The sequence below is a fragment of the Acinetobacter guillouiae genome (assembly GCF_002370525.2).
GTDB classification, from domain to species: Bacteria; Pseudomonadota; Gammaproteobacteria; order Pseudomonadales; family Moraxellaceae; genus Acinetobacter; species Acinetobacter guillouiae.
This window is the reverse complement of record NZ_AP014630.1, coordinates 3,124,671-3,138,430: the sequence shown is the minus strand read 5'-3', so window position 1 is coordinate 3,138,430 and position 13,760 is coordinate 3,124,671. Positions and strand designations below refer to the sequence as shown.

Sequence of the window (13,760 nt, the reverse complement as noted above, 5' to 3'; positions counted from 1 at the left end):
AATGATTAAAAATTTATAAAGGGGGGGGGTTAATGGAAAAACTGACTTTACCTGTATTGGGTGCTTTGGCTTTAAGTTTGCTATGTACGCAAGTGTTTGCGGTAGATGGAACAATCACAGTCAATGGAGTGGTGACTGATCAAACATGTACATTAGAAGGTTATGTTTATGCAACGGGCTTGAAAGATATAAAGGCTAACTTGGGCGCTATACCTAAATCAACATTTAAGCTCGGTGAACCTACAATAGCAGGATATACCACATACATTCCCATGAGATTAAGAAATGCTACGGGTACAGATAACTGTGACTTGGCAACAAGTCAAGCCTTTCAAGGGATACATCTGAGTGTAACTTTGGCAACTGACCTGGATACAACCGATAAAACTTTATTGGTCAATAAAGCCCCTGATGCATCTACAACAAATCCTGTTTTTGTTCGAATTTCGACAGATGATGACATTATAGTGGATTTTTCCGCACCTTGGGGAACTCAGGCAAAAAGTTCGTATCGTAATAACAATATGCATTACAGCGCATATTTTTTTTCCAAAACAGGAATTGTTGATGCTCAAACTGTGCAAGCAAAGATAAATTATACCTTGCAATATAATTAATTTTTTGTTTGTTGGCTTAAGCAGGTGGCGCTTAGGTTTTTTTGATGCTTTCGAAAGTTAAAATTTAAAAAACTGCATTTCATTGCGGTTTTTTTGTTTCTGCTTCGTCATATAACTTAGAACACATGAAAACACAGATTATTTTAACTGAATGAAGTTAATGATTATCATTTAACCTTGGGTGGGTAGAGAATGTCTCAATCTTTATATCAGAATGCAATAAAGCCAGTTGCATTGGCTGTTGCAATCGCACTGTCTATGAGTGCAATCAGTATACAAACACATGCAAATAATGCTTCGCCTGTTGGTTTTTATCAAGTGCAAAGCGGTTCATTGACTCAAGCTTTAAATAGCTTGGCACAGCAAGCCAATGTGTCGTTGTTATTAGATCCTGCAAAAACCAATCGTTATCAGGTAAAGACGCTTAAGGGTAAATATCGCTTAGATCAAGCTTTTGCATTATTGGTGCAAAATACCCCATTTCAGATTCAAAAAACTTCCGCAGGCTATCTACTTATTGAAAAGCCTGTCACTGTGCAAACACCTGTAGTCAATATAGCAACAGGGAAAACAGCAACAGAAAAAACAGCAACATCAACCACAAATGCTGAAAACCAAATTTATCAGATGACTCCGATTGTGGTTGAGGCGGTAAAAAAAGACACTATACAGTTTGGTCAGAGCGTATTGAATCAAAAAGCGATTGATCGTTATCAGGCCAATAATGTTGCACAATTGCTCGATCATATGCCCAGTGTCGGTTCAGCAGGATCTCCACGTCCGGGAGGACAAACGATTAATATTTTGGGGATGGGCGGGGTCGCCGATGTACCCATCACCTTGGACGATTCTGTTAAAACCTTTGATAAATATCGACAAGGTTCAGTCTTTATTGAACCAGAGATTTTAAAGAAAATCACCGTGGATAAAGGCCCACATAACGTTGAAGTCGGAAATGGTGGTTTTGGTGGTAAGGTCACACTGGAAACTAAAGATGCCACTGATTTACTAGATGATGGTAAAAATCTTGGCGCATTCTTAAAATATTCGCGTTTTTCCAATAACAGCCAAAATACCTATACTGGCGCAGTATATGCTAAAGCCGACAATGGGCTGGTCGATGGTTTGTTTTACTATACCAACCGAGACAGTGGCAATGTAAAGCGCCCTGATGGCAGTGAGTTTTTATATTCTGGGCAAGAGCAAGAAACCTATTTAGCTAAACTGAATGTTTATCCTGCCGATGGTCACAAAATTTCTTTAAACGCCATGCGCAGTGGGCATGAGGGCTGGGAGCCTTTTGCTGCCATGCGTGATCAAGATGCAGTACCGACTGAGGCAGATATTGCCAAATATGGCTATGATGAAGCTTGGAAACGTCGTTTGGTCGACCGTGATCAGGAAGATACCAGTTACTCTGCAAGTTATGAATTCAATCCTGACGCTAACCCATATCTAAATTTAAAAGCTGTCGCATCCTATTCCAAGACTTATCAGCATGATTTACGTTTGCCAAGTGTGACAGGTTCAGCGGCACTATTAGGCAATGAAAGTTGGGTAACTTATACCAATACAGCATTAAAAATGAGTAATATCAGTGATATTGCAACAAAACTGGGGACGCATAAATTAAAAGTCGGCGCGCAATACCAGAAAATGGAACAAAACTCGCTGATTTACGACAAAAACAATGCCAAAAAGCCAGATTATAATTTTGGTTATTATGAACCGAACTATATGCCCGCTGGCGATCAGCAAATGCTGAGTGCATTTATTGAAGACCAATATCAGATTAACAATTTCGTCATTACCCCATCACTCCGTTATGATCATATTGAAAATAACGGCAAGCCAAATCGTGCATCACGATTTAATGATCCAGCGGCAGGGCATGATTATTCCAGTAAAACCTATACGGGTTGGTCTCCACGTTTGGCAATGTCTTGGAAACAGGCCGACTATATGACATGGTTTGCAAATGTCAGTAAAACATGGCGTGCGCCTCGTGTAGATGAACAATATTATGTGCAATCTGCAGCGACCACGGTTCCATCGACCAGTCGTTATTTACTGCCTGAAAAAATGTTGGCAATTCGTGTCGGAAATGAGATGAATTTTGATGATGTGTTTAGCAATGAAGATCATCTGCAAGTGCGTTTAACCTATCATCATAATCGCGGGGGCGATGAGATATTTCGCAATCGTTCAACATTTTGTCAAGCACAAGCCGAAAATAATGCCAACACTGGAAAAGGCAGCGTAGCAGATTGTAAAGGTAACTATGATCGTGGTTTTTATCGTAATGTGACCGATTACACCATCAAAGCCTATGAAGCCGAAGCTTTCTATAATCAGCCGACTTGGTTTGCTGGTTTAACCTATGCTTATATTCGCGGGCAACGTGATAATTCCCCTGTAAATCCGTGGTTTGATCAAAAAACATGGATGACCAATATTCCACCGAAAAAAGCCACAGCGACTTTAGGGGTAAATGTGCCTGAACATCACTTAACCATGGGATGGAGAGGGATATTTGTTGCTGCACAAGACCGAAGCCTTTCAGATAATGATAAATCGATCGCGGCATCTTCGTTTTCATTACCGAAAACCAAGGGCTATTCACTGCATAGCGTTTATGCCGATTGGCAGCCAATTGGTGTAAAAGGTCCGACGCTGAATTTCTCGATTGATAATTTATTTAATCGTGATTACAAAATGTATTTGGGTGAATATATGACAGGTACAGGTCGAGATTATAAGGTGAGTATTTCGCAGAAATTTTAAAGTTTCTGTATCCAATATTTGATATCCCAGCAAGATATCGCGAGAAGTCAATTTGATTTAAGGATTAAATTTTACTTCTCGCTTTTTTATAGAATAGTTTTCTTATAAAAGTATATTTTTTAGATGATTTCTAAATGAGGTGAAGTCTTATAAATCATGGAATTTATAGCATTTGATAAAAGATAATTCATAAGACTGAAGAATTTGCACTGCCACATCTTATATTCAAAATTTAAATAGATTTGTGTAGGCGATGCCTAACCTTGCGCTGCAAACAAAGCAGTGCTTTGTTTTTGCTCATGGGCGAGGGGTACGTCCTGTACCCCCGCCCAACAGCGACATCCATGTCGCCACACGGTAGGACAACTATCGAGGATTCAAGAATACAAAAACTTATTCATAGACAATAACTTCTAAAAGTTTATAAAAAAATAAGCTTCATTTCTGATCAATGACTTAATAGAAATCGCTTGTATGAATAATTAGGTGGTTTGACTATAGATGATTTCTAAATGAGGTGAAGTCTTATAAATCATGGAATTTATAGCATTTGAGAAAAGATAATTCATAAGACTGAAGAATTTGCACTGCCACATCTTATATTCAAAATTCAAATAGATTTGTGTAGGCGATGCCACACAATAGAACGACCTTGTATGATTCAACAATACAAAAACGCAGGTTAATTTATATAGTAGTCATGACATGGATTGATATTCATTGCTCATTTTCCCACTTAGGCAATGTTTAACAAATCACCATACATTCAAGTGGCTAAAATAATAATTTTTTATCAGCGATTTACCGATCTCGGTGCGATATATATCCATTTGGTTATGAATCCTCATCGAAAGATGATTGGACTTTGGCATCTATTCATTCAAAAAATACCTTCAGGCTAAACAGATAAATCACTGTTTATAAATGATCACCAGAGGATTGGTGTATTGGGATCTGTATAAAAGGGACGATGATGAATACAAATAAAAATAGTTCACAGAACGTAAATCAGGCTGGATCCACCATCGCACAAGCTGTAGAGGATCATGCATTGGTCAGTGTGCCCATGGCAGAACGCCAGAGTGGGTTTAAATTGGCGATGAGTCCAATGGGCGTTGCAACAGCGCTGGTCATTTTTGCCATAGGCGGTTTTACAGTATTACTTTCAGGCTTTTGGATTGGGCTACTGGCAGGATTTATCGCAACTCTTGTTGGTTATAGCATGGGTTATTACCTTGGAAAGATGACCTTTCAGACGGGTATGTCGAGTACGGTCACATCACGATTTTTCGGTTTTGGTGTCAAAGGTTCATCACTGGGGGCAGCTATTTTTGCCTTTATGATTCTGGGCTTTCTGGCATTGGAAAGTGCCTTGTTGTATGAAGGAACGCTGCTGATGTTCGACTTGCAAGATACCATACTGGTCAAAATATCCTTGTATGGAGTGCTGACCCTTGCATGGATTTTGCTGGCGATATTTGGTTTGCAACTTGCGTTAAGGGTTTCAAAATACATGATCGTGATTACGCTGGTGGTCACGTTCTATATGATTTATCACCTTTATGCTGTGCGTGGTATGGACCCGATGCTGGTTTTTAATTCTACGGGTTCAGTTGCTGGTGGGTTCTGGCCAAAACTCAGCACGGCACTGGTTTTGATGGGGGCAACTGCGGGCACAATTGCACTGGTCACGATAGATTTTGCTAGATATTGCCGTAATACTCAGGATGTTAAAGTTCTGGCGATGGCTGGGCCGATTATGCAAAACCTGATCATGATTGTATTGGGTGGGCTGGTGGTGATTGGTGGCATACCCGAAGTGGCTGAATACCTGATGCATCGTCAAGCGGGTCTGTCACCACAACAGGCGTCTGAAGCCGCTGCTGGTTTTGCCATGACCAATACCGGTGCATTTTTTGTGGTGCTTGCAGGCTGGGTTGGATTTGTCACCATTTATGCTGCACAGGCTAAAGCGCAAGCGATCAATGCTTATTCGGGCTCACTTGCATTGGTCAATTTGTTGGATGCGCTGACTGGGAAAAAACCAGGGCGCGCCTTTATGGTGGTGCTTGGTAATGTTTTTGCTTTGATGATGATCGGGGCAGGGATTCTGGGGCAATTTGTCGCTTGGCTCTCCTATCTGGGTTGTATGACCATGGGCTTGTGTGGCGTGATGCTTATTGACTATTACTATGTGAGGAAAGGGCAGTTTTCATTGCAGACGGCAAAGGTTGAAAGCTGTAATTGGGCAGGCGTGATTACTTTGATTATTGCTTCGGGTATTGGGATCGCATTGATCGCAAGTAAAATGTTTGAACTGGGTTTCTTTGTGACATTGGGCTTAACTTTCTTGTTGTATCCTATACTTAGAAAATTGATGCCAGAAGGAACAGCAACCCACTTTGTCGAGGCTGATGTTGCACTTGATGCAGCAGATTGACACTTAAAATATTTTATAGCTTACTTTTTATTAGACTTCTTTTATCAATCATCTTTAAAAGCATCATTCAAGATAAAACAATCCTCATCTGAGTCTTTTCCAAAAGGGAAAAGGCTCTTTTAATATCAATATGATAAAAAATAATATTAATCGCTTAAACACAAACTTAAAGACGGAATTTAGCCGCTGCATTTTAAAAATCACACTAAAAAGCTCATGCTGATTCATTTTGGATTTTTAAATCCTTCCTTTGCAAAGTTAATACTTCTCAGGTTTTTAGAAGGTGGGCTTTTTTACTGCTTAAGCAATAGAGCTTACGAAAATAAGCTTCGGGATGATTTTTAAATGTGGTTAAGCTCTATCAGCCATGAAACTTTTACCATTATATAGAAATTAAGTCTATGAATATCAAGTTTGCAATGCCCCATCTTACATTGAAAGTTTGAATACATCTGCGTAGGCGATGCCTCCCTTTTCATAGAAGATGCCAAATCTTGCGCTTCAAACAAAGCAGTGCTTTTTTTTTGCTCATGGGTGAGGTGTACGTCCTGTACCCCCACCCAACATGGCGACATCCATGTCGCCTCACGATAGAAAGACCATCTATGTTTCATCAATACTTAAAAGTAGGCATGTATTGAATACTTATTTTTGACCAACGTAAGAAGACTAATTTTTATTCATAATAAAAAGGTTATATATGTGAACTAAATACATGATTGGACGCATATAAATAACCTTGTTAACCTCATTTTATGCTTAAAGATTAGGCAATTATAAATAAAGTGAATATAAGGATATGGGACATGAATAGTAAATTAGATACTGAAAGTGTTGCAGTGAACAAGGACTATATTCCATTTACAGGACAGGAGTATTTAGACAGTCTCAATGATGGGCGTGAAGTATGGATTTATGGTGAGCGGGTAGAAAATATTACCGAGCATCCCGCATTTCGTAATTCAGCACGTATGATTGCCAGAATGTATGATGCCCTACATGCACCTGAAACCAAAGATATTTTAACCACACCGACAGAGTGGGGTGGTTTTACGCACCGTTTTTTTCGTGTTGCCCATAATGTTGAAGAGCAAGTGGCTTCTCGTGATGCGATCGCGGCATGGCAACGTATTTCATGGGGATGGATGGGGAGGTCGCCTGATTATAAAGGCTGTTTTATTGGCACACTGGGGGTAAATGCAGATTTTTATAAGGGTTTTGAAGAAAATGCCCGCCGTTGGTATCGAAAAGCACAAGAAAAAACTTGGTTTATTAACCATGCATTGATGAACCCACCTGTTGATCGTGGTCTTGGCGCTGACGCTGGTAAAGATGTCTTTATTCGTGTCGTTAAGGAAGATGAGCAAGGCATTTATGTGTCTGGCGCCAAAGTTGTTGCCACAGGCTCAGCTTTAACCCATTTCACCTTTATTGCACATGTTGGGCAGGTGATGTTTCAAGATCCAGCATTTGCCCCTGTATTTATTGTACCGACCAATGCACCGGGTGTGAAATTACTTTGCCGCACCTCAAATGAGTATCGTGCAGCGGTGCTTGGCAGTCCATTTGATTATCCATTGTCAAGCCGCCTTGATGAAAATGATGCCATTTTGGTACTGGATAATGTCTTTATCCCTTGGGAAGACGTCTTTATTTATAACAATTTACAACAAGCAAATGCGTATAACACCGAAGCGGGTTATTTAGAGCGAGCCTCTTTACATGGCTGTACACGTTTTGCGGTCAAACTTGATTTTTTAGTCGGTACTTTAGCAAAAGCACTCGAAATTACAGGTGCAGATAAATTTCATGGTGTGATGTCTCAGATGGGCGAAGTGATTGCATGGCGCAATACCTTTTGGGCCTTGTCAGATGCCATGGCGAAAAGTGCTGAGCCATGGAATGGCATGATTCGTCCAGATCCACATCATGCAGGTGCTTATAGAGTCATCAGCCAATTGGCGATGCCAAAAATCAAAAATATCATTGAACAAATAGTGGCAAGCGGCTTGATCTACCTCAATTCCCATGCCGATGATTTTAAAAATCCACAGATTCAGGGTTATCTCGCCACCTATCTTCGTGGATCGAATGGTAAAGATGCAATTGAGCGTGTCAAAGTCATGAAAATGCTCTGGGATGCGATTGGTACTGAATTTGGCGCACGGCATGAGTTGTATGAAATTAATTATCTTGGCAGTAATGATGTGACCCGTCAGACCAATCTGTTTGCGGCACAGTCTAGAGGGATGCTCGATTACTGTAAGGACTTTGCTCAAAAAGCCATGGACGAATATGACATTTATGGCTGGACGGTACCCGACCTGATCAACCCTGATGATGTGAGTATTTTAAATAAAAAATAATTCAGCAGCATGCGTCAATAGAAGGACCAAGCAAATGACAGTTGCGAACTTACAGCGAACAATACTGGGTGAAATGGTGAAGATCATGCAAGCAAACCAGACCGATGTGGATTTTACGCCACTTGAATTTCGCAAGGCGATGGGAAAATTTGCAACAGGTGTGGTGGTGATTTCTTCTTGTCATGATGGACAAACCCATGCCATGACAGCAAATGCTTTTATGTCAGGTTCATTGGAACCCGCCATGGTGCTGGTTTCAGTTGGCAATAGCGCGGCATCACATGAAAAAATCAATTTGGGTGAACATTTTGGTATCAGCATTTTGCATGAAGATCAAATACAGGTCAGTCATCATTTTGCTGGGAAGCACGATGAACATTTTAAGCCCGAATTTGAATATATCGCGGATTTTCCTGTAATCAAAAATGCTGCTGTTCAGGTGGTGACCAAACTACAGTTTAGCTATCCATGTGGTGATCATACCTTATTTGTTGGACTGGTCACGCATTTACAGCAACAAGATGGGCTAAAACCACTGGTATTTCACAGTGGGAAATACGCTCAGATTGCGGGCTAAAAGTAAAAGGAATTGAAATATGGTGAAACCTATTGAAATTGCTCAGGTGACGTATGCCGCGCCAGATTTGGCGGTCATGGAAAAGTTTATGACAGATTTTGGTCTGAGCTGTGTCAATAAAACCGATGAGGTGTTGTATATGCGGGGCAGTGGCGAGCAACACCATATACATGTGACCTATCGTGCGGAAAAGCAGCATTTTATTGGTGCTTCAATCGAGGTGTCTTGTCTGCAAGATCTGGCTGAATTGGCCAAACTTGAGGGATCTTCAGCAGTTCAGCTTTCATCTGAACAAGGCGGTGGCTATGAAGTGGTCATGCACATGCCAGACGGTTTTGAAATCAAAGCCATCTGGGGGCGAGAAAAACATGCTGATATCACAGAGCGTAAGGCTTTTGACTTAAACAATGCCACATCTAAACCACGTTTGAATGAATCTATACGGGTAACGTGCAAACCTTGTCAGGCCATCAAACTTGGGCATTTTGTACTGCATGTCAGTCATCATGATGCATCGGTGCAATGGCTTGAGCAACGTTTTGATTTGCTTCCCTCAGATTACTTTGTCCCACCCGGTGAAGACGGGCCGATTGTGGGAACGTTCTTGCGCTTTAACCAAGGTGCAGAAAAAGTAGATCATCACTCGATTTTGATTTTGCAGTCAGACTGGGTGGGTGTGCATCACTGTTCTTTTGAAGTGATTGATTTGGATGCGGTGATGACCGCACATGATTATCTTGTCACTCAGGGTTATCAACTGGATTGTGGGGTTGGGCGGCATATGTTGGGCAGCCAGATTTTTGATTACTGGAAAGACCCCTTTGGTTTTAGGGTCGAGCACTATACCGATGGTGACATGCTTGATCAGCATGCACAGCCGATGAAATTCAACGGTACTGCAACCGAAACCACGCAATGGGGCATGGCACCAGAACTGGAGTTTTTCCAGTAGGAGATCTTATGACATACGCGTTAAAGGCTCCGACCCGTGAAAAACTGATGCGGGTGGGTACGGCGAATATTGCCAACGTTTTACTGAAGCATGGTTTTAGTAACGTGATTATGCAGGGTATTTATCCCATTAGTACGACTCAAGAACAATTGGTGGGACCTGCTTATACCTTGCGCTTTATCCCTGCACGTGAAGATTTGAGCAGGATGAGCAATTACAGTCGTGATGACAATCTGCATCGGCGTGCCATTGAGGAATGTCCTGAAGGGGCTGTACTGGTCATGGATGCGTTTGGCTGCACTCGTGGCTCCAGTATGGGTGACATGATGGCAGCCCGACTGAAATACCGAGGTGTTGCAGGTGTAGTCACCGATGGTGGCTATCGTGATTCTCCCGCAATTTCTGCAGTGGGTTTGCCTTGCTTTCAGAAACACAATGCACCACCAGCAACGCCGATTGCATTGCATCCGATCTCTTTGAATGAACCGATTGGATGTGGTGGTGTTGCCATCTATCCCGGTGATGTTGTGGTGGGGGATGGGGATGGTGTGGTGGTCATTCCACAGGCACTGGTGGATCAGGTTGCGGATGCAGCATTGGACGCTTGCGAATATGAAGCTTTTGCTGCGATGCATATTCGGCAAGGAAGATCTATTTTTGGACTTTTCCCCGCCACAGCAGAAAGTCGTCTGGAATACAGCAGATGGAAATCTGAGCAAAAACAGGAGCAACAAGAATGAATATTAATACAGGAACATTTAAAAGTTTGGAAGTGCTACTCAATACCACTGAACTCAATGATGATGAATGGATTAATTTTCCTGAGTATGGATTTCGTCAGTATTTCCTTTGGAAGAATGTAGACACTGGTGCCACGATTGCACTGCTTGAATTTCAAAAAGGTGGTTGTATCCCGATCAAGCATATCCATGCGTCCAACCAGTTTATGTTCTGCCTTGAAGGTGAATACGAATATATCGATGTGGGTTTTATGCTGAAATCTGGCTGCTTTTATATGAACCCGGAAGACCATCCGCATGGCCCTACGCTGGCACATCAGTTTAGTCGACTGATCGAGATTTATGATGGTCCACATTATTACGAAAAGCCTGCATATCACACAGATGAAAGTATTGGTGATTTTGTAAAGAAAGAAAATCAAGAGAATAGGTTAAAACAATGATGAATATTGCACAAAAAAATTATGTAGAAAATGCACGGTTTGATACACAACAGGTGTTAAAAACCTTTGGTCTGGATCAACTGCATGCAGGTTCCTTTGGTGTAAAACAAGGCTGGTCTATGCTTGAAGGGCGTGAACTGATCCATGCAGTTTGTCCTGCTGATAATGAAACAGTGGGTCAGATTGCATCGTCTAGCGCAGAAGATTATGAGGAAATTATACAGGCAGCAGTGGCGTATCAGAAAACATGGCGTATGGTTCCAGCGCCGCGCCGTGGTGAATTGGTGCAACGTATTGGTCAGTTGGTACAGGAAAACATGGAGGCCTTGGCAGGTATCGTTGCGCTAGATACAGGTAAATCCGTGATGGAAGCCAAAGGTGAGCTCAAAGAAGTGGTCGAGATGGCAACCCTTGCGACAGGGCAATCCCGCATGATGTACGGTTTCACTTTACAGTCGCAACGAGTGAAACACCGAATGTATGATCAATGGTTGCCATTGGGTGTGGTGGGGGTGATCAGTGCCTATAATTTCCCCGCAGCGGTTTGGGCGCAGAATGCTTTCCTCTCAGCCATTGGTGGCAATACGGTGATATGGAAACCCAGCCCTAAAGTCCCTTTGACCGCAATTGCCTTACAGAAACTGGCCAATCAAGCCATGCTGGAAATGAATTTGGAAGGGGTTTTTTCTTTGTTTATTCCAGCGGATAGCGCTGTAGCTGAATTGATGATCCGTGATCGACGTATCAACATGGTGTCATTTACAGGTTCTACAGGTGTAGGAAAAAAAGTGGCAAGTATTGTGAGTGAAACATTGGGGCGTAAATATATGCTCGAATGCTCAGGTAATAATGGCTGTATTGTCGATGAAACGGCCGATTTACAACTTGCAGCGCGTGCCATTACTTTTGGGGCGATGGGAACCACAGGCCAGCGTTGTACAAGTACTCGTCGCCTGATTGTGCATCGCAGTGTCATGCATGAACTGATTGAATTGCTCAAACAGGCGTTTGAGCAGATTCGTATTGGTGACCCGCGTGAACAAGAGACCATCATCGGTCCACTGATTGACGCAACTGCTGTAGCGCAATATCAGGCAACGATTCAACGTGCTCAGGAACTTGGCGCTAAAGTGGTTTATGGTGGTCAGCGCATTGACCGTCCGGGGCTTTATGTCGAGGCATGTCTGATTACGGATGTCGAACCAGAATGGGATTGTGTACAGCATGAAACTTTTGCACCGATTGTTTTTGTGATGCCCTATGACGACCTTGAACAAGCCATTGCTATTCATAACAACGTTGCACAGGGGCTTGCTTCAGGTATTCACAGCTCCAACCTAAGCAACATCGAACTGTTCTTGTCTGCGGCAGGAAGTGATTGCGGTATTGTTCGGGTCAATATGGGCACAACCGGAGCAGATGTTGGTGCGGCATTTGGTGGCGAAAAGGAAACCGGTGGTGGGCGTACCGCTGGATCGGACTCATGGAAAGGTTATGTGCGTCGTCAGAGCGTATGCATTAACTGGAGTAATGAAAGTGCTTGGGATTCACACATTCATCTTTCATCAGGAAAAGCGGACTAGGAATATTGAATTAAAAAATATCGAGTTAGAAATATTGTGTCAGGAATATAGGGAAAACAACATGTTAAAAGAAAGGATTATTTCTCCAACAGTCAAAGAGCCAGCACCGGGCTTGTGGTCAAACTGCCTGAAAGTGGGCAATCAGGTATTTATCTCTGGAATGACCGCACGGCAGCCAGATGGCGAAACCGTACTGGGTGATGAATATGAGCAGTCGCAAGTGATTTTCCAGAAAATCAAGGATTTAATTGAAGCGTCTGGAGGCACGATGAACAATATTGTCAAAATGACCATCTTTGTCACCAATATTGCCAATAACACCGCCGTGTGGAAAGCGCGTAAGGAATTTTTTGAAGGTGATTTTCCAGCGTGTACGCTTGTGGAAGTGAAGGCATTAGCCAAAGCTGAAATTCTATTGGAAATTGAAGCAACTGCAATTCTGGGTTAATCCCTTGATTGGGGCAGTAACAAATGCCCCAATTGTTTTGATGAATTAAAAAATGAGGAATATCAGAATGTCAGTTGAAACTCTTTTTCCAGTTAAAGCACCTGTTCTTATACCGATCGTCAATCAATCCAAAAAATTTCCAGTCAACCGCATCTTTTGTATGGGGCGCAACTATATCGCGCATGCTGCGGAAATGGGGGTGAGTGTAGATAAATCGACGCAATCGCCTTTTTATTTTTTAAAAGATGCGGCAACTTATGTTCCATCGGGCAGTGAGATTCCTTATCCGCTTAAAACCCAAAATTATCACCATGAAATTGAACTGGTAGTTGCGATTGGTCGCTCTGGGGTAAACATTCAGGCTGATCAGGCTTTTGATCATATTTATGGCTATGCCTGTGGTCTGGATATGACACGCCGTGACGTACAACTTATCGCACGTGATCAAGGAAAACCGTGGGATCTGGGTAAAAATTTTGATCAGTCCGCAGTATTATCCGATATTGTTCCAGCGTCGGATGTAAAAGTGGATGTAAATGCGGTAAATATTGAATTAAGGGTAAATGGTCAAACGACTCAGCGTTCAAATACCCAGCATTTGATTTGGAATATTGCTGAGATGATTGAAGATCTTTCCACTTATTATGCGTTGCAAGCAGGAGATTTAATTTTTACTGGTACGCCAGAAGGTGTGGGGCCTGTGGTGGTAGGAGATCTGCTAGAAGGTTCTGTCGAGGGAGTGGCAGAGATTAAACTGAAAATCCGTTAAGATAAAAGAATCGTTAAAATAAAAATCCAGAATTTAGACAA

General features: G+C 42.1%; 11 protein-coding genes. All 11 read left to right on the top strand.

The window, feature by feature from the left end; all coding sequences use genetic code 11:
* Window positions 1–32 precede the first annotated feature (32 nt).
* Window positions 33–617 carry a fimbrial protein gene (locus AS4_RS14730; protein ID WP_096734650.1) on the top strand — a complete coding sequence of 195 codons (585 nt, stop codon included), beginning with the start codon at window positions 33–35 and terminating at the stop codon, window positions 615–617.
* A 192-nt stretch (window positions 618–809) separates the two neighbouring features.
* Window positions 810–3,401, top strand: a complete 2,592-nt coding sequence (locus AS4_RS14725; protein WP_096734649.1) for a TonB-dependent hemoglobin/transferrin/lactoferrin family receptor — start codon at window positions 810–812, stop codon at window positions 3,399–3,401.
* A 973-nt stretch (window positions 3,402–4,374) separates the two neighbouring features.
* The gene (locus AS4_RS14720; protein ID WP_096734648.1) at window positions 4,375–5,841 is read left to right on the top strand and encodes a purine-cytosine permease family protein; all 1,467 of its coding nucleotides are present in this window, start codon (window positions 4,375–4,377) and stop codon (window positions 5,839–5,841) included.
* A gap of 806 nt (window positions 5,842–6,647) precedes the next feature.
* Window positions 6,648–8,207 carry a 4-hydroxyphenylacetate 3-hydroxylase N-terminal domain-containing protein gene (locus tag AS4_RS14715; protein ID WP_096734646.1) on the top strand — a complete coding sequence of 520 codons (1,560 nt, stop codon included), beginning with the start codon at window positions 6,648–6,650 and terminating at the stop codon, window positions 8,205–8,207.
* Between the two features lie 34 nt (window positions 8,208–8,241).
* Window positions 8,242–8,784 (top strand): flavin reductase family protein, encoded by a 543-nt coding sequence (locus tag AS4_RS14710; protein WP_096734645.1) that lies wholly within the window; start codon window positions 8,242–8,244, stop codon window positions 8,782–8,784.
* 19 nt (window positions 8,785–8,803) lie between these two features.
* A complete protein-coding gene (locus AS4_RS14705; protein WP_096734644.1) occupies window positions 8,804–9,736 on the top strand; it encodes a VOC family protein in 933 nt (310 codons plus the stop codon).
* 8 nt (window positions 9,737–9,744) lie between these two features.
* Window positions 9,745–10,476 carry an RraA family protein gene (locus AS4_RS14700; RefSeq protein ID WP_096734643.1) on the top strand — a complete coding sequence of 244 codons (732 nt, stop codon included), beginning with the start codon at window positions 9,745–9,747 and terminating at the stop codon, window positions 10,474–10,476.
* A complete protein-coding gene (locus AS4_RS14695; protein ID WP_096734642.1) occupies window positions 10,473–10,919 on the top strand; it encodes a cupin domain-containing protein in 447 nt (148 codons plus the stop codon). Before AS4_RS14700 ends, AS4_RS14695 begins: the two co-directional genes overlap by 4 nt.
* Complete coding sequence (locus tag AS4_RS14690) at window positions 10,916–12,502, top strand: aldehyde dehydrogenase family protein (protein ID WP_096734641.1); 1,587 nt, start codon at window positions 10,916–10,918, stop codon at window positions 12,500–12,502. The genes AS4_RS14695 and AS4_RS14690 overlap by 4 nt, the downstream gene beginning before the upstream one ends.
* 61 nt (window positions 12,503–12,563) lie before the next feature.
* Window positions 12,564–12,950 carry a RidA family protein gene (locus tag AS4_RS14685; protein WP_096734640.1) on the top strand — a complete coding sequence of 129 codons (387 nt, stop codon included), beginning with the start codon at window positions 12,564–12,566 and terminating at the stop codon, window positions 12,948–12,950.
* Window positions 12,951–13,017: 67 nt separating this feature from the next.
* A complete protein-coding gene (locus AS4_RS14680; protein ID WP_096734639.1) occupies window positions 13,018–13,719 on the top strand; it encodes a fumarylacetoacetate hydrolase family protein in 702 nt (233 codons plus the stop codon).
* Window positions 13,720–13,760: the final 41 nt, after the last annotated feature.